This window comes from Streptomyces sp. NPDC005202 (assembly GCF_040608235.1).
Classification (GTDB): Bacteria; Actinomycetota; Actinomycetes; order Streptomycetales; family Streptomycetaceae; genus Streptomyces.
In genome coordinates, this window is sequence record NZ_JBEXHW010000004.1 from 278,370 (window position 1) to 300,247 (window position 21,878).

Below are 21,878 nucleotides of genomic sequence, written 5' to 3' on the forward strand. Positions count from 1 at the left end.
GGACCATGTCCGCCCACTGCCAACTCACCGGCCGGCAGCCCGGCTTCGGCAACCACGTCTCCCACTCCCACCGACGCAGCAAGCGCCGCTTCGACCCCAACGTCCAGCGCAAGCGGTACTGGCTGCCCAGCGAGGGCCGCCACGTCCGACTCACCCTCAGCGCCAAGGGCATCAAGGCGGTCGACACCATCGGCATCGAGGCCGCCGTGGCCCGCATCCGCGCCAAGGGAGGAGAGGTCTGATGGCCAAGAAGAGCAAGATCGCAAAGAACGAGCAGCGGCGCGCGATCGTGGCCCGCTACGCCCAGCGCCGTGCCGAGCTGAAGGCGGTCATCGCCTCTCCGCACACATCCGACGAGGAGCGCGCCGCCGCCCAGCGGGAACTGCGCCGCCAGCCGCGCGACGCCAGCGCCACCCGGGTCCGCAACCGCGACTCCGTCGACGGCCGCCCCCGCGGCCACCTGCGCGCCTTCGGCCTGTCCCGGATCCGCCTGCGCGAGATGGCGCACGCGGGCGAACTCCCCGGCGTGACCAAAAGCAGCTGGTAACCCAAAGGCGGCCGCCAACCACGGCAAAGCGCCGAGCGGGGCGCCCCCTTCGGGGGGCGCAAGGGCCCCGACACCGTCTCGGCCCAGCAGCTCATGGGCGAGTACGCCGCCGCCTGCGCCCACCGCCCGCGCAAGGACGTAGTCGGGCACCTGGGCCGAGAGATTGGCAAGTTGCCGGCCGAGGGCATCGAAGCCGACCACATCCGGGCCGGGCTGGAGCGGCAACGGGCAAGGGCCTGCATCCCCACCACCGGTCGAGCCGAGGGCTGATGGCGCGTGCCTGTCGGATGGCGACCAGGACGTAACTGTCGCCGTACTGCCAGACCGGTGCTGCTTGTGGGAATCCGGCCTGCCGCAGCAGTTCGACATGGTCGGAGGCGGACAGACCGTTGTTGTCGCAGCCGGGCATGCCGGACTGCCGTCGGCGGCGCTCGGCGAGCGGCCCGGCCAGTTCCAGCTCCTGGGACACGGCCGCCCCGCGGGGCCCTTCGCTGTTTCAGGTCCGACCGGCCACGCACATGCGCCGTACGGGTAGGTACGTGCGCGGAGCGCGGATCCGGCCGCCGGGGTTCAGATCTTGCCCCGGCACAGCTCCAGCAGGGTCATCGCGAGGGTCGTGCCCGGCTTGCCCAGCGCCTCCCTGTAGTGGCTGAGGACCTCCATCTCGCGGGAGAGGTTCACGCGCCGGCCGCCGGAGGCGATCCGGGCCTTCTGGATGACGGCGGAGACGGCCATCCGTTCCTGGACGAGGCCGATGATCCGGTCGTCGAGCGCGTCGATGCGCTCCCGGGCTTCCGTGATCACGCTCGCGGCCTCGTCGGTCCGGGCGCCGGTCTTCTCTGCGGCGGTGGCAGTCATGGCGGGGGCTCCTCGTCGGGTGGGTTCGTTCTTCGGACCCGGTACCCCGGAGCGACAGGACCCGGAAACGCCAGGCGCCCCGGACCTTGTCGGCCCGGGGCGCCTGGGAAGTCGCTTGTCAGTAACTCAAGCAGCACGACCATGGCAGCCGGCGGGCCGGTTGCCATAGGTAAAGAGGAAGGTCGGGTGCGTGAGCATGGGTCCAGTATGCCGTGCTTTGCGGGGGTGTCCAACAGGGTTCGCATGGTGAGACGCGGGGGTGATTCGGCCCGTTTGGCGTGGTGCGACGAGGCCGTTCAGGCCGTAGCGGGGCCAGGGGGCGGCAGCCCCCCGGAAGCGGCGGGACGGCACCCACGGCCACCTCGGTAGAATCGGCAAGCACAAGGACCCGCCCAACCGCCGGAAGGCACCCCGTGTCATCAGCGACTCCCGCTGCCGCCGCCCCCGACACCGTCCTGGTCGTCGACTTCGGCGCGCAGTACGCCCAGCTCATCGCCCGTCGCGTCCGCGAGGCCCGGGTCTACAGCGAGATCGTGCCGAGCACCATGCCGGTCCAGGAGATGCTCGCCAAGAACCCGGCGGCGATCATCCTCTCCGGCGGCCCCGCGTCGGTGTACGAGGAGGGCGCGCCCCGCCTCGACCGCGAGATCTTCGAGTCCGGCGTCCCCGTCTTCGGCATGTGCTACGGCTTCCAGCTGATGGCGCAGACCCTCGGCGGCACCGTCGACAACACCGGCGCCCGCGAGTACGGCCGTACGGAGCTCACCGTCTCCAAGCCGTCCTCCACCCTCTTCGAGGGCACCCCGGCCGAGCAGCTTGTCTGGATGTCCCACGGCGACGCCTGCTCCGCCGCCCCCGAGGGCTTCACCGTCACGGCCTCCACGGACGTCGTCCCGGTCGCCGCGTTCGAGAACGACGAGAAGAAGCTGTACGGCGTCCAGTACCACCCGGAGGTCATGCACTCCACGCACGGCCAGCAGGTGCTGGAGCACTTCCTGTACCGCGGCGCGGGCCTGACCCCCTCCTGGACCACCGGCAACGTGATCGAGGAGCAGGTCGCCGCCATCCGCGAGCAGGTCGGCACCAAGCGGGCGATCTGCGGCCTGTCCGGCGGCGTCGACTCCGCCGTCGCCGCCGCCCTCGTGCAGAAGGCCATCGGGTCCCAGCTGACCTGCGTGTACGTCGACCACGGCCTGATGCGCAAGGGCGAGACCGAGCAGGTCGAGAAGGACTTCGTCGCCGCCACCGGCGTCCAGCTGAAGGTCGTCGATGCCGAGGAGCGCTTCCTCACCGCCCTCAAGGGCGTCACCGACCCCGAGGAGAAGCGGAAGATCATCGGCCGCGAGTTCATCCGGGTCTTCGAGCAGGCCCAGGCAGAGATCGTCGCCGAGGCCCCGGGCGACCAGCCGGTCGAGTTCCTGGTCCAGGGCACCCTCTACCCGGACGTGGTCGAGTCCGGCGGCGGCACCGGCACCGCGAACATCAAGTCGCACCACAACGTCGGCGGCCTTCCCGAGGACCTGGAGTTCAAGCTCATCGAGCCGCTCCGCAAGCTCTTCAAGGACGAGGTCCGCATGGTCGGCCAGGAGCTCGGCCTGCCGGAGGAGATCGTCCAGCGCCAGCCGTTCCCCGGCCCCGGCCTCGGCATCCGTATCGTCGGCGAGGTCACCAAGGAGCGCCTGGACCTGCTGCGCGAGGCCGACGCCATCGCCCGCGAGGAGCTGACGGCGGCCGGCCTCGACCGGGACATCTGGCAGTGCCCGGTGGTCCTGCTCGCGGACGTCCGCAGCGTCGGCGTCCAGGGCGACGGCCGCACCTACGGCCACCCGATCGTCCTGCGGCCGGTCTCGTCCGAGGACGCGATGACCGCCGACTGGTCGCGCCTGCCGTACGACGTGCTCGCGAAGATCTCGACCCGGATCACGAACGAGGTCCGGGACGTCAACCGCGTCGTCCTGGACGTCACGAGCAAGCCGCCGGGGACGATCGAGTGGGAGTGATCCCACAGGGCCCACCGGCCCCAGAGGTCACGTCCGCTTGAGAGTCCGCACCGGCTCTCCGGGCTTCCAGACCTCGGCGACCAGGTACGTGTCGTCCTCGACGTAGGTCCGTACGACCTCCGTCAGCTCGGTGCGGAAGAGGTGGAACTGCTGCGGCGGTTCCACCTCTTTCACATACGCCCCCTTCACCTCCGGGTCCGTCACCTCGATCGCCCGGCCGCCGATCCGCACGTCGCCGTCGCCCGTCCCGGTGTCCGGCCCCGGATTCGCCTGCAGCGCGAACCTCGGATCCCGGCGCAGATCGAGCGCCTTCAGCGAGCCCTGCATCATGCCGAGCCACAGCTCGCCGTTCAGGAAACGCACCTCGAGGCCGGTGGTGCGGGGCGAGCCGTCCTTGCGCAGGGTCGCGAGGACGTGATGCCGGAACGCCCCGAAGCGCTGCTCGACGGTCTTGGCCAGGTCGGGTTCCGCCGCGGCAAAAGCCGCCCAGTTCGATGCCATACGGCGAGTGTGGCGCCGAAACCAGACATCTCCTGTCGGGTATTCCTGGGCATCCTCGGCCGGGTGTCCGGTGTGCGCGTCATCTTTACAAACCAGCGCTGTCATCCTGGCCTGACCGACGGTAACTTCCGGCCCGTACAGCAACCCAGTGCCGGAGGACCCATGCACGGCCCCACTCCGCCCCTGCCCATCGACAAGCTGCAGTTCGCGATGCCGCCGATGCACGAGTCGGTCGAGGACGAACGCCGGCACCGCAAGGAGCGGCTCGCGGGCGCGCTGCGGGTCTTCGGGCGGTACGGACTCGAGGACGGCGTCTCGGGACACATCACTGCCCGCGACCCCGAGTTCAGCGACTGTTTCTGGGTCAACCCCTTCGGCATGCCGTTCAAGCACGTCACCGTGAGTGACCTGGTGCTCGCCAACCAGGACGGGCAGGTGATCGAGGGCCGCTACCACGTCAACCAGGCCGCGTTCACCGTGCACTCCCAGGTCCACGCGGCCCGCCCGGACGTCGTCGCCGTCGCCCACTGCCACTCCGTGCACGGACGCGCCCTCGCCGCCCTCGGCGACCTGCTGGATCCGATCACCCAGGAGAGCTGCGCCTTCTACGAGGACCACGCCCTGTACGACGCCTACACCGGCGTCGCCGTCGACGCCGAGGAGGGCCGCCGGATCGCGGCCGCGCTGGGCTCGCGCAAGGCGCTCGTCCTGCGCAACCACGGGCTGCTCACGGTCGGCGACTCGGTGGACGCGGCGGCCTGGTGGTTTCTGTCCATGGAACGCTCCTGCCAGGTGCAGCTGGCGGCGAAGGCGGCGGGCCGCCCCGTGCTGATCGACCACAAGATAGCGGTGGCCACGCGCGAGCAGCTCGGCGGGGACCTCGTGGCGTGGATCAACTACCAGCCGCTGTGGCAGGACATCAGCCGCAGCGAGCCCGATCTGCTCAGCTGAGGGCGTCAGAAGCTTCGTATGCGGGTGTCGGAAGCCTCGCACGAGGGGGTCAGAAGCCCCGCAGAACGGCCGCCTTGGTCATCGCGAACTCCTCGTCCGTGAGCACGCCGTCCCGATGCAGTTCGCCCAACTCCCGCAGGCGGCGCAGCAGTACGTCGTGGTGGTCGGCCGGCGGCGGTACGGCGGCGGCGAGCTCGCGCCGGTCCGCGAAGTCGCCGCCGGCCCGGGTGGACGGGTGCGGCAGCCGGGCGGTGACCGCGGTGGCGACCAACGCAGTGAGCAGGTCCCGGCGGGCGCTGCCCCACAGGTCGAGGGCGTACGGGTCCTTCTCGGGCGGCAGTTTGGAGAACACCGTCTCGCGGGTCACGAAGCGCAGGAAGCCGTCCTCGTAGCCGGAGTTGGGCAGCCATTCCACCTGCACGAGATCGCCCATCGAGATGATCCGCGGCCCGGTGGCCCGCTTGACCCGGTCGGAGGTGTCGGCCCAGTCGATGCGGACCTGGGTGCCGTCGAAGGAGACCGTGCCGTCGGAGGTAGGGACCGAGACCGGCACCGGCGGCCCGGCCAGGAGATAGGCCTTGGTGGGCTCCTTGGGGATCTGGTCGAGTTGCAGGGCCCGGCGGATCTCCTCGGCGACGTACTCGGCGACCCCGGAGCGGTCGATGTCCACGAGGAGCCGGTACGGGTCGGCCGCGTCCGGCAGCCGGCCGCCGGTCGCCCGGAGCAGGGGGTCGGCGCCCTCGCGCAGCCGCATGCGCAGGCGGCCCCGCTTGCGTTCGGGTTCGTAGACGATGCTCGACACGGCCTCGAGTGGCACGGCGATCTCTCCGTACGTCTGCCGGAACAGCGGCACGGAGCGGTGGAGTCCCGGCGTGATCCTGACCGTGCTGCCGTCGAAGGCCCAGGCCCCGTCGCGCTGGATGATCTCGGCCATAAGGGAATTCTCGCAGCCAGGTCAACACGGCGGCCCGTGCTTCACCCGCGCTGACCGGACCTGGCGGACGCGGGCGGGGTGGTGTACGGCACAATTCGCTGTCGTCGTAGGGGTGTTGTCTGCAGGTCGTTTGCAGGTCTCGGGGAAGGCGGGCGTCGGGCGTGGCGGTGCAGGAAGCGAGAGGCGGCACGGGGGCGGGTGCCCACGCAGGCGGCTGCACCTGCGGGGACTGCCCGCACGGGGCGCGTGAGGGACACCGACGGGCGGTTGCCGAATTCCTGCTCAAGCGGGACGAGTTCGCGGCCGGGCAGGGGCTGCCGGCGGCGGTGGCCCACTCGGCCTCGGCCTCCCGCCAGTGGGTCTCCGAGGAGTTGACGCAGTCCGCGGAACTGGTCGCCGAACGCGGCCGGGCCGAGGGCGAGGCGTGGCTGGGACGGCTGTGGCGCCGGACCGCGTACGCGGTGTGGGCGGCGGTCGTGCTGCTGCTTGTGGTGCAGGCGCTGACGGCGATCGGCGCGGGCTGGACGACGGCGCGCACGGCCGGGCTGCTGGCGGCGCTGGTGGTCGCCGGTGCGCTGACGGCTGCCTCGTGGTTCCACCGGGCGCGTGGTGGGGCGCTGGCTCCGGTCATCGGCGAGGACAACCGGTTGTCCACGTCACGTGCGGTGGCGGCGGGGTGGGTGCTGTTCGTGGCGTACGCGGTGCTGGTGCTGGTGGGCCGTTTGGCGGTGGCCTCGGATCATGCGGAACGCGACGCACTGATCTCCGGGATGGAACTGTCCCGTGGGGCCGGTGTGGTGACCGTGCTCGCGGTGGTGTGCGGGATCGCGGTGCTGGTACGGCGGGTGGTCGGGCTGCGGGTGCTGGGGCAGCGGCTGCAGAAGGTGCGGGCGGACCGGCCCCGGGCGGCGGACCTGCTGACGGACGACGCGGGACGGGGTACGTTCGCGGACATCCAGTACGTCGTGATCAGCGCGGTGGCGTTGGTGTTCGCCGCGGTCCGGCTGGCCCGGCGGCCCGACCAGCTCCCCGACCTGCCGTGGGGGCTGGCGGTGGTGGTGCTGGTGTCGGCGGCGACGTATCTGGCCGGCAAGTACGCGGAGGGCGGTCGGCCGGTGATCCTCTCGGTCGTCCGGGCCCGGGAGGCCGGTGCCCTGGACGCGCCGATCCGCACGGGCGACGACATCGAGATCCGCGGGGCGGGGTTCGTTCCGCCGGGTGCGCAGGGAGCCGACCGTTTGTCGCGGATGGTGGTCCGTGTCGGCGCGGTGAACGTCCACGTGCCCCTGGTCCCGGTGACGGGCGGCTTCAGCAACCCCACGGACACGGTGCTGACGGTGCCGGTTCCGGCGGACGTCGAGCCCGGGCGGGTGGAGGTGCAGGTGGTGACCGCCGCTGGGGTGGAGACGAACCGGTATGCGATCGACGTGACGGAGTGACGAGACCCCCGGCGGTGGGTGTCCCCGGGGTGGGCGTCGCTGGGGGTGGGCGTTGGGGTGCTCCCCGCTCGAAGAGCTCGGGGAGGCAATCCGTCAGCGCCCGGTCGCGCGACCCACGGACGGGAACCGCAGCGCCGGGGTGCCCCGGGAACAAGCGGTGCCGAAGTCGGAAAAACGGTCCCGCAGGATTGAGCGGGCCTCATTCGTCGTACGTATGGTCTCTTGAGGGATAAATGGCATAGCGGTGAGAGGCGGCTGGCAGCGATGACTCACGGGATTCGTACGGGCAGGCACACTTCGTATGCCGACCGACGCGGAGACTGGCGGGACATCGCCACCCGGTACGCCCTGCTCCCCCTCCGTGTGTTCCTCGGCGTCACCTTCACCTACGCCGGCCTGGACAAACTCACCGACAGCGCCTTCATGAAGGACGGCGGCTCGGGCTCGATCGGCGACACGATGCGCGCGGTCCGTGACTCCTCCGCCATCCCGGCCCTCGTCGACCTGGCCCTGAAGAACCCGGTCGGCTTCGGCTACGCCATCGCCCTCGGTGAACTGGTCGTCGGCATCGGCATCCTGCTCGGCCTGTTGGGCCGCCTGGCGGCGCTCGGCGGCGCGCTGATCTCGCTCAGTCTGTGGCTCACGGTCAGCTGGGCCTCCACCCCCTACTACTACGGCAACGATCTCGCCTACCTGATGGCCTGGCTGCCCCTCGTCCTCGCCGGCACCCCGATGTTCTCCGTGGACGCCGCCCTCTGCGCACGGCGGCGGCTGCGGGCGGGGGACTACCGGTAGCTCACCTCGCTCCGTCGGTCCACGCCTCGCCGGCGCCCGTACCGCCCGCCCGCCCACGGCGCCTTCGTAGGCCGCGGTTCAGGACCGCCACCGCGCCCGCCAGGCAGAGGCCGCCCACGACGAGGGGGACCACCACGAACCACGGGGTCTGCCAGGCACCGCCCGCGTCTCCGGCGTAGACGACGCCCGCGCCGGTGAGAAAGACGCCGGCGACCAGCTTCCCGGGCTGGAACTCATGACGCAGCACGGCTCACCTCCGCCTGTCCCATGCCTACCTGCAGGTTGAGGTCGAGTGTGCCGGTGCCGGTGTCGCCCGGTGCCGGGGGCAGTGTCACTTGCTGGTGTTTGCCCGGCGCCACGTCCACGTCCTGTGGGCTGTCTCCCGGCAGCTGGATGTCGCCGACCCCCACGTCGATGGTCGCCCGCACGGTCACCCCCGGGGGAACGATCACCCGCAGCCGCCCCACGCCCACCTGCGCCCCCGTCGTCAGCGTCTGTCCCTTGCCGAGGTGTATCCGGGTCAGGTCCAGGGTGCCCTCGCCGGTGCCGAGGTCGTAATTCTGCTGTACGCCCGCCACCGCGGTGGGCTGCCATGTCCTGTGGATCCAGTGTGTGCTGATGTCCTTGGGCAGCGCCGCCGATCCGGCGAGCAGGGCCGCCGTGATGATCGCCAGCAGCACCGAACCCACGCCCGTGCGCCCCACGAACGCGCTCACCGCGATGCCCAGGCCGAAGACGGCCAGCGCGCAGGACAGTCCGGTCTGCAGGCTGGTGCCGAGCGCGTGATCGTCCCAGGTCAGGCCCGTGCCGAGGCCGCCGGCAACCAGGGCGAGCAGGAAGACCCAGCCGCCGATCCAGCGGGGGCCGCGCGGCCGTGGCGGTTCGGCGCGCGGGGGGCGTATGTCCTCGCTCCCGTAGGTGCCGAGGCTGATGGTGACGGCCGCCGCGATGTCCCGGTCGTGCGAGTCCCGTGGGCCCCACAGGTAGCCCGTGCCGCCGACGTGGGTGCCGTCCTTGACGATCGGGTCGCGCCACCAGGAGGGGTAGGCGGTGGGGACCGGCGGTGCCTGGGCCTCCGGCGGGGCGTCGGCGACGGCCTGGGCGGCCAGCGGGTCGGGGTCGGGGGTGCCGCGGTGCTGCGACCAGTAGCCCGCGCCCGCGAGGAGGAGGGAGAGGACGGCCGCGAAGGTCAGCACCCCGCCGTTGCTCAGCATCGACAGGAACACCCCGCAGCCGACCAGTGCGAACAGCACGGCCGCCAGCGCCTGGCCGTCCACCCGGCCGGTGAGGAGCTTGCGCACCTCGTTCTCGTCCTCGTCGTCGTACGGCACGAAGAGCCAGGCGAAGCCGTAGAAGATGAGGCCGATGCCGCCGGTCGCGGCGAGCACGGCCAGCGTGATCCGAAAGATCACCGGGTCCATGTCGCACTGCCGCCCGAGCCCCGCACACACCCCGGCGATCATCTTGTGCCGCCGGTCCCGCCGAAACCTGCGGGAGGGCTCGGCGGCCTCCGCGTCCGCCTGCGCTTCAGGCTGCGTCGCGGTGTCCGCCTTCGCATCCGTGCCCTCGGCCGCCTGCCCGGCGGCCGTCGTCTCCCCGGTCGCCCCCGGTGTCCCGGTCGCCCCCGTCTTTCCCGTCACGCTCGCCTTTCCGGTCGGGGCGGCCCCGTCGGCCGTACCCGGATGTCCGCCCGCTGCAGGCACGCCCGTCTCCTCGTGCGCGCGCGGTTCTTCACCTGCACCGGCCGCGCGGCCCGCGCCGGAGCCGGGGCCGGGTCCCGGACCCGGCGCGGCGTGCTGGTGATTCGTCATGCGTCCATGGTGACGGGCGCACCGCCGCGACGGCAGCCGGGACGACCCTGGCCGAACCCTGATATCGCCCCTGACGCGCGGACGGGGATGCGTTCGACGGGCCGGCGGCGGCGGGCGTACCGCGTTTTCGAAGATCAGGGGAGTCTCGGGGGCCGACCCTGATGCCGCGGTCCCCGCGGCCGTGTGACCATCGATGGCATGCCGGAAGCCGCAGCACTGCCTCTCGACGACCCGCGGCCGCCGCGCAAGCTCTACCGCAGCAGCGACGGACGCTGGCTCGGCGGAGTGGCGCGGGGCCTCGCCGGGCACCTCGGGCTGCCGGTGGTCTGGGTGCGGCTGGTCTTCGTCGGCCTGTTCCTGGCCGACGGCCTCGGCGCGCTGCTGTACGCGGCCTTCTGGTTCTTCGTACCCCTCGGCGTCGGCGGTGTCGGCGACCAGAAGCCCCCGTCCCTCGTCAGCACGGAGACCTCGCCGGACGGCCGCCGCAGAATCGTCGCCCGCAAGCCGGACAAGGGCCAGCTCGTCGCCCTGCTCCTCATGGTCGTCGTGGCCACGGTCTTCGTGGGCAGTGTCAACCTCGGCAGCGGCGCCAAGGCGTACCTCCTGCCCGCCGTCCTCGTCGGCGCGGGCGTCGCCCTGGTCTGGCGCCAGGCGGACAACGCCCGCCGGGCCCGCTGGGTCGAGGTCGGCCGCCGCCGCCGTACGCTCACGCTGCTGCGCGCCGGCGCCGGCGTCCTGCTGGTCACGGCCGGCGTCTCCGGCATGTTCGTCCTGCAGGGTTCCGCCGCCCACCTCGGATCGGTCCTGCAGGCGACGCTCGCGGTCCTAGTCGGCATAACGCTCCTTGCGGGCCCGTACCTCGTGCGCATGACCCAGGACCTCTCCGAGGAGCGACTGATGCGCATCCGCGCCCAGGAGCGCGCCGAGGTCGCCGCCCACGTCCACGACTCGGTGCTCCACACCCTGACCTTGATCCAGCGCAACGCGGAGAGCCCGAACGAGGTGCGCCGCCTCGCCCGCGCCCAGGAGCGCGACCTGCGGGCCTGGCTCTACAAGCCCGAGGGCACCGGCAAGGACGACGCCGACGAACCGACCACCCTCGCCGACGCGGTGAAGCGCAACGCCGCCGAGGTCGAGGACAAGCACGGCGTCCCCATAGAGGTCGTCGTGGTCGGCGACTGCCCGCTCGACGAGCGGATCGGCGCCCAGATGCAGGCAGCACGGGAAGCTATGGTGAACGCCGCCAAGTACGGTGGCGAGGGCGGCGCCGTGCAGGTCTACGCCGAAGTCGAGGGCAGGACGGTCTTCGTGTCCGTCCGGGACCGCGGACCCGGCTTCGACCTCGACTCGATACCCGCCGACCGCATGGGCGTCAGAGAATCGATCATCGGCCGCATGGAGCGCAACGGCGGCACGGCCCGGCTGCGTGCGATGCCGGGCGGCGGCACGGAGGTCGAGCTGGAGATGGAGAGGGCGGAGAACACGTCATGAGCGACCCGACCGAAGCGAACGGTACGGCGGAGGAGGCGGCCGGGGCCGCCGACGGCGGTGCGGGCAGGCGGCACGTGCGCGTGGTCCTCGTCGACGACCACCGCATGTTCCGTACGGGCGTCCAGGCCGAGATCGGCCAGACCGAGCAGACCGGCGTGGAGGTCGTCGGCGAGGCCGCGGACGTCGACCAGGCGGTCACGGTCATCACCGCGACCCGGCCCGAGGTGGTCCTCCTCGACGTCCACCTCCCCGGGGGCGGCGGCGTCGAAGTGCTGCGCCGGTGCGCCGTGTTGATGGCCGACACCGAGCGGCCCGTCCGCTTCCTCGCGCTGTCCGTCTCGGACGCGGCGGAGGACGTGATCGGGGTGATCCGAGGCGGTGCGCGGGGGTACGTGACGAAGACGATCACGGGCTCCGACCTCATTGACTCCATCTTCCGCGTCCAGGAGGGCGACGCCGTGTTCTCCCCGCGTCTGGCCGGCTTCGTCCTGGACGCCTTCGCGTCCACCGACGCACCACCGGTCGACGAGGATCTCGACCGCCTCACCCAGCGCGAACGCGAGGTGCTCCGCCTCATCGCCCGCGGCTACGCGTACAAAGAGATCGCCAAGCAGCTGTTCATCTCCGTCAAGACGGTGGAGTCCCACGTCTCGGCGGTCCTGAGGAAGCTGCAGCTGTCCAACCGCCATGAGCTGACTCGGTGGGCCACGGCACGTCGGCTGGTCTGAGCCGCCTCCGACGGCATGGAGCCGGTCCCGTCACACCACCCGGCTGGCCCCCGCGAACGGCATTTCGTCGATCGGGGCCAGGCGGACCGGGGCCGAGGGGTTCGGGGCGTGGATCATCCGGCCGTTGCCCACGTAGATGCCGACATGGCTGATGCCGGAGTAGAAGAACACCAGGTCGCCGGGGAGAAGTTCGGCCCGGGAGACGCGGCGGCCCGCGTTGATCTGGGTGTAGGTCGTGCGGGGGAGCGAGATGCCTGCGGAGCGGTATGCCGCCTGGACCAGGCCCGAGCAGTCGAAGGCGTCGGGGCCGGTCGCCCCCCACACGTAGGGGCTGCCGAGCTTCTGGTAGGCGTATGCGAGGGCCGCTGCCGCGCGGGAGTTGGGAGCCGCGACCGATCCCGGGGCGCCGAGTGCGTCCCGCGCGCCGGCGGCGGAACGCGAGACGCGCCCCGTGTCCCCGCCCTGGCCGATCCCCGCACGCTGCTGCGGTGACAGCCGGGACAGCAGCTGCCGGGCCTCGCCCAGCTTGCCGGTGACCGTCTTCTTCTGCCGCTTCAGCTCCGCCTGCCGTGACCGGAGCGACGCCAGCTCGATGTGTGCGACCCCGCGCAGCTGCTCGACCTCCCTCAGCTGCTTCCGTACGCGCGCCACGGCGGCCGTCTGCCGGACCCCGGCCCGCTCGGCGAACTCGGCCCCGTCCAGGTACTGCCGGGGGTCGTCGGACAGCACCAGTTGCAGCGCGGGGTCGATCCCCCCGTCCCGGTACTGCGCCGCGGCGATCGAACCCAGCGCGTCCCGCGCCGAGTTGAGCTTCTCCTCGGTGCGCGCCGCCTCGTCCCGCAGCGTGTTCAGCCGCTTCTCGGCCGCGTCCGCCTTCTCCTTCGCGCCGTTGTACTTCTCGGTGGCGACCTCCGCCTCCTGGTACAGCTTGTCCACCTTGGCCTTGACCTGCTCCGGCGTCAGCTGCGGCTCGGCGTGCCCGGTCCCGTCGAAGCCCGTCGCGGTCGCCGCGCCCGCCAGGGCGATCGTGGCGGCCGTCCGGGCCGTGGTGCCGCTGAGCGAGCGCTTTCGAGGCTTGCGATGCGCTGCCACGTGGACCGTCACGTCCCTTCCTACGACCGCGGGGGCGGTGTGCGCGTCCGGCGGCGGCCCACACAGGGGGAGCAGGCCGCCGCCGGACCTTCTCGGCGGTGGTGTCCGACTGCCGCCCCTGGCCCGGGCGGCGGTGGGAAGCCGGTCACCTGGGGGAGGACGCTAAACCGCTCCGTGTCGGCCCGGTAACGCCATGTACGGAACTGGCGCGAGGGGACCGCCGGGTGACCGTATGTGACCGTGATCCCGTCCCAGGGGTTCCGACTTCACGCAGAGCGATGACCGATGCGGCGGTTTACGGGGCATGCGGGGGCGGTGGGGTGCTATGGGTCGCATATATGCATCGGTAGGCGTGGCCTCACGCATCGGTTGCGGGGCTCGTAGGCGGGCCGGTGTCCGAGGGCGTACAGGCCTCTGATTAGGCTCCCGCCTCATGGACGTACTCATCCATCTCTTCGTCGGCCTGCACATCATCGGCATCGCCGCGCTGCTCGGCGGTTTCCTCACCCAGATGAAGGCGATGGGCCAGGGCACGGCCCGGTTCGTGCCCGGGATGCTGCACGGCGCGCTGACCATGCTCGTCACCGGCGCCATCCTGGTCGGCCTCAACCAGGCCGACGGCCACCACGTCAACAACATCAAGATCGGCCTGAAGCTGGCGCTCCTGGTCGTGATCCTCGGCCTGGTCTACGTCAAGCGGGACGACGAGAAGGTGGACAAGAGCCTGTTCGGCCTGGTGGGGCTGCTGACCACGGCGAACATCTTCATCGCCGTGCTGTGGACGTGAGGATCAGCGCACGGTCCTGAGGCCGGCGCGCGCGTCCGCGACCGCGCCCGCGGTGACGGCCAGCCACGCGGCGACCGCGATCCACAGCAGCGCCTCCCCGGGCCCCTCGAGCCCCGGAACGGCGAGGGCGGCGGCGACGGACAGCGTCGCCGCCGCCGTCATGCCCAGCGGGAACACGGTCGCCCAGCGGCGCACGCAGGCAACCGCGAGGACGACGCGGGACAGCAGCTCGTACCCCGTCAGGTTCAGCCCGACCGACACGATGCCGACCGCCATCACGGCGGCCCCTGCCGCCGACGCATGCTGCGCCCACCAGGCGCGGAAGGGGGAGGTGCCGGGCATGACCCCGATGCTGGAGAGCTCCGCGCGCCATGTGCGCGGGGCACGCGCGCCGCGTGCGCACGCCAAAACGCGCGGGCGCCGGGCCACCGGGCGCCCTTCGGACGTGCACGCGCGCGTGCCGTACGTCGCTCCGTCTCACGCCGGGCGCACCACGCTGTGGATCGCCGACTCGCCGTCGTAGTAGATCGACTCCTCGCGGACGTAGGCGCCGGGCTTCGGGGCGTGGATCATCATGCCGTTGCCGATGTAGATGCCGACGTGGCTGACGTCGTCGTAGAAGAAGACGAGGTCGCCGGGCTGCGCCTCGTGGAGCGGCACCGTCGTCCCCGCGTCGACCTGGTCGTACGTGGTGCGCGGGAGGGTCACCCCGGCGGCCTTCCAGGCGGCCTGGGTGAGGCCGGAGCAGTCGTACGACTCGGGGCCCGTCGCGCCCCAGACGTACGGCTTGCCGATCTGGGTGCGGGCGAAGGCGAGGGCCTTCTCGGCCTTGGTGGCGTACGAGGAGTCGGACGCGGAGGAGCCCGTGGAGCCCGTGGGCCCCGTGGAGCCCGCCGAGGATCCGGGCGAGCCCGTGGTGGAGCCCGAGGTGCCGCTCCCCTGCCGGGCGGCCTGCTCCTCGGCCTGCTGCTTCGCCAGTTCCGCCGCCTTGCGCGCGGCCTCCTGCTGCTTCTGCTTCTCGATCGCCGCGAGCCGCGCCTTCTCCTCGGCCGTCAGCTTCGACAGCAGTTCGCGGGCGTCGGCGAGCTTCTTCTGGACGGTGGCCTTGGCCGTCTTGATGTCGTTCTGCGACTCGGTCAGCGTCTCGAGGCTCTTGGCGGCCTCCTGCCGCTTCTTCATGGTCGCGGACTGCTGCGTGACGTACTCGTCGACCATGCTCTTCTGTCGCGAGGTCAGCCGGCTCATCAGCTGGGTCTGCTCGAAGTAGTCCTGCGGAGTGTCCGCGAGCAGGAAGGTGGCCGTGTCGGGGGCGGCGGCCCCGGTGCGGTACTGGGCCGCGGCGAACGAACCCAGCTTCTCGCGCGCCTTGTTGAGCATGTCCGTGCGCTTGGCGACGTCGTCGAGGAGAGCGGCCACGCGCCCGCGCTGCTTGGCGGTCTTCTCCTTGGCCGCGTTGTACTTCTCGGTCGCCGACTCCGCCTGGCGGTACAGGTCGTCGACCTTCTTCTCGACCTCTTCGATGCTCGGCCTGCCGTCGTCGTCCGAGGGGGCGGCGTTGGCCGTCTGGGAGAGCAGGGCCACGGAGGTGAGGGCGGCCGTGGCCAGGGCGGGGGTGCGTATGCCTGCTACGCCCGTACCCGCGGGGCGCGTCTTGCGGTGCGACGCCAAGGGAGGCGACTCCTTCCATCGTCCGCCTACCGGGTCAGCGGTGGGGGTGCCCCCGGGCCGTTCAGGCTCTGGGGAGGGTTCGGGCGGGTGGTTCGGAAGGGTTGCCCTACGGTCCTCGCTCGCGGGGAGGGTCGGACCGATTCACCCCGGGGTCGGTGTGGGTCCCCGGCTCCGGCTCGCATGGCGGCGGGACCGGACTCGGCGGAGGCCGCGTGGCCCGGCGACGTTCGCCGGTGGGGGTCGCACGGCCCGACGGCACGCTAGCGAACTCGTGTGGCTCGTGTGAAGGATGATGTGCGATATGCCCGATACATTTTCGTGACCTCGTGATTCTGGTGCCGTCGCCGTGACAGTGCAGCTCCGGAGCGTGAGGGGCCGGCTCGCCGGTCGGGCGGGGAAGATCGCCGGCCGGCAAAGGCGGGGATGTTCTCAAGGCGGCCGCGGGCTGTCGGTGCGGCGCCCTAGACTCGTAGAGCGATGAGCAGCCTCTTTGACGACAGCTTCCTGGCGGACCTCCAGGCCCCGCGGGGCCACGGGGAAGAACCTCCACCACCGCCCGAGGACGATCACGCTCCGGAGTCGGTTCCGGACGATCTGTTCGGTGGGAAGTTCGACGTGCCGCCGGAGTGGGACACGTACTACCGCGGCGGCGCCCCGCGCCCGGTCGTGGACTCCGCCGCGCTGCTGGAGGGGCTGAACGACAACCAGCGCGCCGCCGTCGTCCACTCCGGCTCTCCGCTGCTCATCGTGGCCGGCGCCGGCTCCGGCAAGACGCGCGTGCTCACGCACCGCATCGCCTACCTGCTCGCCGAGCGGGGCGTCCACCCCGGCCAGATCCTCGCGATCACCTTCACCAACAAGGCCGCCGGCGAGATGAAGGAGCGTGTCGAGCAGCTCGTCGGCCCGCGCGCGAACGCGATGTGGGTGATGACCTTCCACAGCGCGTGCGTGCGCATCCTGCGGAGGGAGTCGAAGAAGCTCGGCTTCACGTCGTCCTTCTCGATCTACGACGCCGCCGACTCCAAGCGCCTGATGGCCCTGGTCTGCCGCGACCTGGACCTCGACCCCAAGCGCTACCCGCCGAAGTCCTTCAGCGCCAAGATCTCCAATCTGAAGAACGAGCTGATCGACGAGGAGGACTTCGCCGCCCAGGCCTCCGACGGCTTCGAGAAGACCCTCGCCCAGGCCTACGCCCTGTATCAGTCGCGGCTGCGCGAGGCGAACGCCCTCGACTTCGACGATCTGATCATGACGACGGTCAACCTGCTCCGCGCGTTCCCGGACGTCGCCGAGCACTACCGCCGCCGCTTCCGTCACGTCCTCGTCGACGAGTACCAGGACACCAACCACGCCCAGTACGCCCTCGTACGGGAACTCGTCGGCACCTCCGAGCACCCCGTGGACGTGCCGCCCGCCGAGGACGACCTCCCGCCCGCCGAGCTGTGCGTGGTCGGCGACGCCGACCAGTCGATCTACGCCTTCCGCGGCGCGACGATCCGCAACATCCTCCAGTTCGAGGAGGACTACCCGGACGCGACGACGATCCTGCTGGAGCAGAACTACCGCTCCACCCAGACGATCCTGAGCGCGGCCAACGCGGTCATCGAGCGCAACGAGTCCCGCCGCCCGAAGAACCTGTGGACCAACGCGGGCGCGGGCGAGCGCATCACCGGGTACGTCGCCGACACCGAGCACGACGAGGCGCAGTTCGTCGCCGACGAGATAGACCGCCTCGTGGACGCGGGCGAGGCCAAGGCCGGCGACGTCGCCGTCTTCTACCGGACGAACGCCCAGTCCCGTGTCTTCGAAGAGGTCTTCATCCGCGTCGGCCTGCCCTACAAGGTCGTCGGCGGCGTCCGCTTCTACGAGCGCAAGGAGGTCCGGGACGTCCTGGCCTACCTGCGGGTGCTGGCCAACCCGGAGGACTCGGTGCCGCTGCGCCGCATCCTCAACGTCCCCAAGCGGGGCATCGGCGAGCGCGCCGAGGCGATGATCGACGCACTCGCCCAGCGCGAGAAGATCAGCTTCCCGCAGGCGCTGCGGCGCGTCGACGAGGCCTACGGCATGGCCGCGCGGTCGACGAACGCGGTCAAGCGGTTCAACACGCTGATGGAGGACCTCCGCACGATCGTCGAGTCGGGCGCCGGCCCGGCCACGGTCCTGGAGGCCGTCCTCGAACGCACCGGCTACCTGGCCGAGTTGCAGGCCTCCACCGACCCGCAGGACGAGACCCGCATCGAGAACCTCCAGGAACTCGCCGCCGTGGCCCTGGAGTTCGAGCAGGAGCGCGGCGAGGGCGAGCAGGGCACGCTGGCCGACTTCCTCGAGCAGGTGGCGCTGGTCGCCGACTCGGACCAGATTCCCGACGAGGAGGACGGCGACGGCGTCATCACGCTGATGACCCTGCACACCGCCAAGGGCCTCGAGTTCCCGGTGGTCTTCCTGACCGGCATGGAGGACGGCGTCTTCCCGCACATGCGCGCCCTCGGCCAGACCAAGGAGCTGGAGGAGGAGCGGCGCCTGGCGTACGTCGGCATCACCCGCGCGCGGGAGCGGCTCTACCTGACCCGGTCGGTGATGCGCAGCGCGTGGGGCCAGCCGTCGTACAACCCGCCCTCCCGCTTCCTGGAGGAGATCCCGGCGGTGCACGTGGACTGGAAGCGGACCGGCGGCGCGGGACCGGTGTCCTCCGGTCCGGCCTCCGGGGTGGCGGCCTCGCTGTCGTCGTCCCGCTCCAGCTCGTCGGCGTCCGGCGCCTCCGGCTTCGCCACGCGCCGGGCCTCGGAGAAGCCGGTGGTGTCCCTCGCGGTCGGAGACCGGGTCACGCACGACCAGTTCGGCCTCGGCACGGTGGTCGCGGTCAAGGGCACGGGCGCCAATGCCGAGGCGACGATCGACTTCGGCGACGCGAAGCCGAAGCGGCTGCTGCTGCGGTACGCGCCGGTGGAGAAGCTGTAGTCCGAAGAGCCTGCGGAGAAGCGGTGGTCCGAAGACCCCGTGGAGAAGCGGTAGTCCAAGAGATGAGCCCCCGCTGAAGTGGCGGGGGCTCGCTCGCGCTCACGTCGGGTCGAGCCCGTGGCTGCGCAGCCAGGGGAGCGGGTCTATGGGCGCCCCTCCGGCGGGCCTGACCTCGAAGTGCAGGTGGGGGCCGGTGGAGTTGCCGGAGTTCCCCGAGTACGCGATCGGCTGCCCGGCCTTCACGGTCGTACCGGACGGGACCCGGTAGCTGGAGAGGTGGCAGTACCACGTCTCCGTGCCGTCCTTTGCGGTCACGATCATCATGTTGCCGTACGCGCTGTTCCACTGCGTACGGACCGTGCCGTCGGTCGCGGCCATCACCGTCGTCCCGTACGAGACGGGGAAGTCGATGCCGGTGTGCACGGACATCCAGTTGACCCCGGCCTGGCCGAAGTAGGCGCTGAGCCCTCTCTGCGTCACCGGAAGGACGAACTTGGGGCGCAGCCGCTCCTTGCGGGCCGCATCCTCCGCCGCCTTCTTCTTCTGGGCCTCCTGCTGCGCCTTGAGGTCGATGCGCTCCTGGGTACGGCTGGCCCGGTCGGCGAAGTCGTCGGCACCGGCGGACAGGCTCTGCAGCTGGGTGTCCAGCTTGTTGTTGGCGGCCGACGGCTGCACGGAGTGCGCGTCGGACGCGGATGCGGAGGAGTCCTGGCCGCTGTCGGTCAGGTTGCCGACGGAAGCGGCGGCGATGCCGGCGACGCCCATCACGCAGGCCGAGGGCACGGCCACGGTCAGCAGCGCGGAGCGCTTGGCCGGGGGGCGGCGCCGGGAGCGGCCCGCGCTGCGGGACGCGGCGCGTGAGGCCGGGACCGGGGTGACCTCTTCCTGGTCGTCGAGCAGCGGGGCGACGGCGGGCAGCTCACCGGTGGCGGCCAACTCGCCTTCGCCGGAGGCGGTTTCGTCGTACGGACCCGGCTCGAAGACGGGGGTCGTCTGCGCGTCCTGGAGCTGTTCGAAGGTCGCGGTCGCCTGCTGGTCGAAGGGCTCGGCCTGCTGCTCGTACTCGTCGTACCCCTCGGGGGCCGTGGCGCCCTCGCCCGCAGCGTCGGTGTTCCACTGCGTGGCGTCGTACGCGCCGGTGTCGAAGGTCTGCGTGCCCCATTCCCACTGCTGGGTCCGGTCGGCGGCGGTGCCGGTCTGGTCCGACTGGAGCCAGACGTTCGCGTCCCATGAGCCGGTGGCGTCGACGGGTCCGGTCTGGTGCGGTACGGAGGCGAGCTGCTGGTAGCCGGTCGCCCAGGCGGTCGTGTCGTACGTACCGGTGTCGTAGGCGGCGTGGTGCTGGGCCGCGTACGGATCGTAGTTCAGTGTCTGGTGGCTGCCCGTGGGCCAGTGGGCGGTGTCGTACGAGCCGGTGGCGTGGCCGCCGTTGCCCGGAAGATCGCCGAAGAGGGGGTCCGTCGCGAAGCTCGTCGTGGTGTGTGTGCCGGTGTGAAAACCGGTGGCGTCGTAGTTGCCGTACGTGGTGAAGTCGCCGTACGCGGCTTCCTGCCCGCCGTACGACGCGTAGGGCGTCGAGGCGGCATCGGAGGCCGGAGCCGGGGTGGTCACGGTCCCCGACGGGTGACGGTCGTTCACCAACTTCTCTTTCGCCTCGACAACAGGGGCTGCCAGAGCAGTGCGGCGACTGTACCCGGCGGTACGCGGACGCGACAATCTTCGGCTCGTTTCCCGCGCGTGGGAAATGGGCATTCGGCCGTGATTCGGGGGACTGCGGACACGGCTATGGCTTTGTGTTCGAGTGTCGTTCGATCCCGATCGGCCGTCGGCCCTCTAAGTAGGCCGTGCGGGACGGGCGTTGCGCCGCCCGGCCCATCTGCTCATGGGGTCGGCCTCGGCGCACTGCGGCGCCGAGGCTCAGCCCGAAGCCGGTCCCCGGCTCAGCCCGCCGTCACGCCACGGTCAGGCCGCCGCCGGCGCGCGCTGCGGCCCGGTCGCCCGGCCGCACGGCGTCCAGGGCCTGCCGTATTCCGGCCGCGACGGCGGGGTGCACGGACAGGGCGAGGTGTCCGATACCGGTCACCTGCACGTTCTGCGCCATCAGGTCGGGGTGGTCGATGCAGGCCGAGTCCAGCGGGTCCATCAGGTGGTCGAGGTCGCTCCAGAAGCTGACGAAGTGCGTACGGCAGCCGGGCGCGGGCCGGGCCAGCTCCTCGATCACCTCCGAACCGGGGCGCATCTGGCGGACGATCGGGTGGGCGTTGGCCAGCGGGGCGACCCGGGTGCCGGAGTGCGGGGTGCCGAGGGTGACGAGGGTGCGGACCCGCAGGTCGCCGCCGAGCCGCTGCACGTAGTAGCGGGCGATCAGCCCACCGAGGCTGTGTCCGACGACGTCGACCTGCTCGCTGCCGGTGCGCTCGCAGATCTCCTCTATGTGCCGGCCGAGCAGTTCGGCCGCGGTGCGGATGTCACAGGTCAGCGGCGAGTAGTTGAGGGACTCCACCCGCTGCCGGCCGTTCTGGGCGAGGCTGCGGCGCAGCAGGACGAACACCGACCGGTTGTCGATGAAGCCGTGCAGCAGCACGACCGGGGGCTTGGCCTCCGTCGGCAGCTGTGCGGCGCCATCCGGCGCGGGCAGCGGGCGGGCGGGGCCGCGGCGCTCCTGAACGATGCCCGAGGGATAGAGCAAGAGGTGTCCCGCGAGGATCGCAAGCTCCAGGGCGGTCGCCTTCAGGAGAGCCAGCGAAAGTCCCGCCAGTCTGATCGGGACCAGGCGCTGGCAGAGCGGAAGAATGGGCACTGCGACCTCGGTGACCTTCATGGCCGACCTCCTGTCGGCACGCGGGAGGACGGCCCTGTCCCCCGTGTGCCCTCGTGGGCAGTCGCGACAAAGTCCAACGGGGCATGAGTGGGGCAGGCCGGGTGAGTCCGGCGTGTGGCGTGTGCGACGCCGATGACGTGACGAGGCCCCCTGCCGGTGTGGCGACGAGGTTCCCCGCTGTCGTGCCGTACCTGCCCTGCGTGCCCTTCGTGCCCTCGCCGGTGCGACGACCTCGTTGCGGCTCCCGTGGCGCTTGTCCCCGCTGCGGTCCTTGTGCCGCGGAACTGTGCGGCGCGTGGGCCGCGAAGATATGGAACAGTGCGCGGCGAACGTGTCCCACCGTGTGATTTCCCCCTCGGTCTGCACCGTGAAACTGCCGGTTGCGGGATGCTGGCGATAACGTTCGTTCACTTCCCCGGACTGCGTGGTGCGGGGCGTCCGTGCCGTAGTGGCGCGCCCGGTGCGGTGAGCGGCGGAGTGCATGGCATGTGCGGTAT

General features: G+C 71.4%; 20 protein-coding genes. 10 read left to right on the forward strand and 10 right to left on the reverse strand.

All coding sequences use genetic code 11. From position 1 onward, the window contains the following. Positions 1-5 precede the first annotated feature (5 nt). Both rpmB and rpsN read left to right on the forward strand, forming a co-directional pair. A complete protein-coding gene (gene rpmB, locus ABZV31_RS10380) occupies positions 6-242 on the forward strand; it encodes a 50S ribosomal protein L28 (protein WP_355890776.1) in 237 nt (78 codons plus the stop codon). Beyond that, complete coding sequence (gene rpsN, locus ABZV31_RS10385; RefSeq protein ID WP_355890779.1) at positions 242-547, forward strand: 30S ribosomal protein S14; 306 nt, start codon at positions 242-244, stop codon at positions 545-547. The genes rpmB and rpsN overlap by 1 nt, the downstream gene beginning before the upstream one ends. Before the next feature lie 570 nt (positions 548-1,117). On the opposite strand, the gene ABZV31_RS10390 is transcribed toward rpsN, so the two are convergent. Next, entirely contained in the window at positions 1,118-1,405 is a 288-nt protein-coding gene (locus tag ABZV31_RS10390) for a chorismate mutase (RefSeq protein ID WP_355890782.1), read from the reverse strand. A gap of 413 nt (positions 1,406-1,818) precedes the next feature. On the opposite strand from ABZV31_RS10390, the gene guaA reads away from it, so the two are divergent. After that, positions 1,819-3,405 (forward strand): glutamine-hydrolyzing GMP synthase, encoded by a 1,587-nt coding sequence (gene guaA, locus ABZV31_RS10395; protein ID WP_355890785.1) that lies wholly within the window; start codon positions 1,819-1,821, stop codon positions 3,403-3,405. A gap of 27 nt (positions 3,406-3,432) precedes the next feature. Here guaA and ABZV31_RS10400 read toward each other — a convergent pair whose 3' ends face one another. Then, entirely contained in the window at positions 3,433-3,906 is a 474-nt protein-coding gene (locus tag ABZV31_RS10400; RefSeq protein WP_355890788.1) for a pyridoxamine 5'-phosphate oxidase family protein, read from the reverse strand. Between the two features lie 162 nt (positions 3,907-4,068). Here ABZV31_RS10400 and ABZV31_RS10405 point away from each other — a divergent pair, with 162 nt between their 5' ends. After that, positions 4,069-4,857: a class II aldolase/adducin family protein gene (locus ABZV31_RS10405; protein WP_355890791.1), complete on the forward strand. Its 789-nt coding sequence runs from the start codon at positions 4,069-4,071 to the stop codon at positions 4,855-4,857. 49 nt (positions 4,858-4,906) lie between these two features. Here ABZV31_RS10405 and ABZV31_RS10410 read toward each other — a convergent pair whose 3' ends face one another. Then, positions 4,907-5,791: a DUF4429 domain-containing protein gene (locus ABZV31_RS10410; protein ID WP_355890794.1), complete on the reverse strand. Its 885-nt coding sequence runs from the start codon at positions 5,789-5,791 to the stop codon at positions 4,907-4,909. 161 nt (positions 5,792-5,952) lie between these two features. On the opposite strand from ABZV31_RS10410, the gene ABZV31_RS10415 reads away from it, so the two are divergent. Both ABZV31_RS10415 and ABZV31_RS10420 read left to right on the forward strand, forming a co-directional pair. Continuing rightward, a complete protein-coding gene (locus tag ABZV31_RS10415; RefSeq protein WP_355890796.1) occupies positions 5,953-7,230 on the forward strand; it encodes a hypothetical protein in 1,278 nt (425 codons plus the stop codon). Positions 7,231-7,494: 264 nt separating this feature from the next. After that, the gene (locus ABZV31_RS10420) at positions 7,495-8,025 is read left to right on the forward strand and encodes a DoxX family membrane protein (protein WP_355890799.1); all 531 of its coding nucleotides are present in this window, start codon (positions 7,495-7,497) and stop codon (positions 8,023-8,025) included. A 1-nt stretch (position 8,026) separates the two neighbouring features. On the opposite strand, the gene ABZV31_RS10425 is transcribed toward ABZV31_RS10420, so the two are convergent. After that, a complete protein-coding gene (locus ABZV31_RS10425; RefSeq protein WP_355890802.1) occupies positions 8,027-8,272 on the reverse strand; it encodes a hypothetical protein in 246 nt (81 codons plus the stop codon). After that, the gene (locus ABZV31_RS10430) at positions 8,259-9,836 is read right to left on the reverse strand and encodes a PspC domain-containing protein (RefSeq protein WP_355890804.1); all 1,578 of its coding nucleotides are present in this window, start codon (positions 9,834-9,836) and stop codon (positions 8,259-8,261) included. The genes ABZV31_RS10425 and ABZV31_RS10430 overlap by 14 nt, the downstream gene beginning before the upstream one ends. Positions 9,837-10,034: 198 nt before the next feature. On the opposite strand from ABZV31_RS10430, the gene ABZV31_RS10435 reads away from it, so the two are divergent. Both ABZV31_RS10435 and ABZV31_RS10440 read left to right on the forward strand, forming a co-directional pair. Beyond that, entirely contained in the window at positions 10,035-11,327 is a 1,293-nt protein-coding gene (locus tag ABZV31_RS10435) for a PspC domain-containing protein (RefSeq protein ID WP_355890807.1), read from the forward strand. Continuing rightward, positions 11,324-12,055, forward strand: coding sequence for a response regulator transcription factor (locus ABZV31_RS10440; RefSeq protein ID WP_355890810.1), 732 nt, complete (start codon positions 11,324-11,326; stop codon positions 12,053-12,055). The genes ABZV31_RS10435 and ABZV31_RS10440 overlap by 4 nt, the downstream gene beginning before the upstream one ends. Before the next feature lie 30 nt (positions 12,056-12,085). Here the strand turns inward: ABZV31_RS10440 and ABZV31_RS10445 are convergent, their stop codons facing one another. Beyond that, positions 12,086-13,147: an NlpC/P60 family protein gene (locus ABZV31_RS10445; protein ID WP_355891215.1), complete on the reverse strand. Its 1,062-nt coding sequence runs from the start codon at positions 13,145-13,147 to the stop codon at positions 12,086-12,088. A gap of 433 nt (positions 13,148-13,580) precedes the next feature. On the opposite strand from ABZV31_RS10445, the gene ABZV31_RS10450 reads away from it, so the two are divergent. Next, positions 13,581-13,934, forward strand: a complete 354-nt coding sequence (locus ABZV31_RS10450; RefSeq protein ID WP_355890813.1) for a hypothetical protein — start codon at positions 13,581-13,583, stop codon at positions 13,932-13,934. A gap of 3 nt (positions 13,935-13,937) precedes the next feature. On the opposite strand, the gene ABZV31_RS10455 is transcribed toward ABZV31_RS10450, so the two are convergent. Both ABZV31_RS10455 and ABZV31_RS10460 read right to left on the reverse strand, forming a co-directional pair. Further along, on the reverse strand, positions 13,938-14,276 hold the full coding sequence (locus ABZV31_RS10455) for a hypothetical protein (RefSeq protein ID WP_355890816.1): 339 nt from the start codon (positions 14,274-14,276) through the stop codon (positions 13,938-13,940). A gap of 135 nt (positions 14,277-14,411) precedes the next feature. After that, positions 14,412-15,602, reverse strand: coding sequence for an NlpC/P60 family protein (locus tag ABZV31_RS10460; RefSeq protein WP_355890819.1), 1,191 nt, complete (start codon positions 15,600-15,602; stop codon positions 14,412-14,414). 477 nt (positions 15,603-16,079) lie between these two features. Between ABZV31_RS10460 and pcrA the strand changes: the two genes are divergently transcribed. Further along, positions 16,080-18,560: a DNA helicase PcrA gene (pcrA, locus tag ABZV31_RS10465; RefSeq protein ID WP_355890822.1), complete on the forward strand. Its 2,481-nt coding sequence runs from the start codon at positions 16,080-16,082 to the stop codon at positions 18,558-18,560. Between the two features lie 99 nt (positions 18,561-18,659). Here pcrA and ABZV31_RS10470 read toward each other — a convergent pair whose 3' ends face one another. After that, a complete protein-coding gene (locus ABZV31_RS10470; protein WP_355890824.1) occupies positions 18,660-20,198 on the reverse strand; it encodes a M23 family metallopeptidase in 1,539 nt (512 codons plus the stop codon). A 313-nt stretch (positions 20,199-20,511) separates the two neighbouring features. After that, positions 20,512-21,381 (reverse strand): alpha/beta fold hydrolase, encoded by an 870-nt coding sequence (locus ABZV31_RS10475; protein ID WP_355890827.1) that lies wholly within the window; start codon positions 21,379-21,381, stop codon positions 20,512-20,514. Between the last annotated feature and the right edge of the window lie 497 nt (positions 21,382-21,878).

Bases quoted from the DNA above. Each gene is read 5' to 3' on its own strand.
- rpmB (WP_355890776.1), top strand. From the start codon at position 6: ATGTCCGCCCACTGCCAACTCACCGGCCGGCAGCCCGGCTTCGGCAAC.
- rpsN (WP_355890779.1), top strand. From the start codon at position 242: ATGGCCAAGAAGAGCAAGATCGCAAAGAACGAGCAGCGGCGCGCGATC.
- ABZV31_RS10390 (WP_355890782.1), bottom strand. From the start codon at position 1,405: ATGACTGCCACCGCCGCAGAGAAGACCGGCGCCCGGACCGACGAGGCC.
- ABZV31_RS10400 (WP_355890788.1), bottom strand. From the start codon at position 3,906: ATGGCATCGAACTGGGCGGCTTTTGCCGCGGCGGAACCCGACCTGGCC.
- ABZV31_RS10405 (WP_355890791.1), top strand. From the start codon at position 4,069: ATGCACGGCCCCACTCCGCCCCTGCCCATCGACAAGCTGCAGTTCGCG.
- ABZV31_RS10410 (WP_355890794.1), bottom strand. From the start codon at position 5,791: ATGGCCGAGATCATCCAGCGCGACGGGGCCTGGGCCTTCGACGGCAGC.
- ABZV31_RS10420 (WP_355890799.1), top strand. From the start codon at position 7,495: ATGACTCACGGGATTCGTACGGGCAGGCACACTTCGTATGCCGACCGA.
- ABZV31_RS10430 (WP_355890804.1), bottom strand. From the start codon at position 9,836: ATGACGAATCACCAGCACGCCGCGCCGGGTCCGGGACCCGGCCCCGGC.
- ABZV31_RS10435 (WP_355890807.1), top strand. From the start codon at position 10,035: ATGCCGGAAGCCGCAGCACTGCCTCTCGACGACCCGCGGCCGCCGCGC.
- ABZV31_RS10440 (WP_355890810.1), top strand. From the start codon at position 11,324: ATGAGCGACCCGACCGAAGCGAACGGTACGGCGGAGGAGGCGGCCGGG.
- ABZV31_RS10450 (WP_355890813.1), top strand. From the start codon at position 13,581: ATGGACGTACTCATCCATCTCTTCGTCGGCCTGCACATCATCGGCATC.
- ABZV31_RS10455 (WP_355890816.1), bottom strand. From the start codon at position 14,276: ATGCCCGGCACCTCCCCCTTCCGCGCCTGGTGGGCGCAGCATGCGTCG.
- pcrA (WP_355890822.1), top strand. From the start codon at position 16,080: ATGAGCAGCCTCTTTGACGACAGCTTCCTGGCGGACCTCCAGGCCCCG.
- ABZV31_RS10475 (WP_355890827.1), bottom strand. From the start codon at position 21,381: ATGAAGGTCACCGAGGTCGCAGTGCCCATTCTTCCGCTCTGCCAGCGC.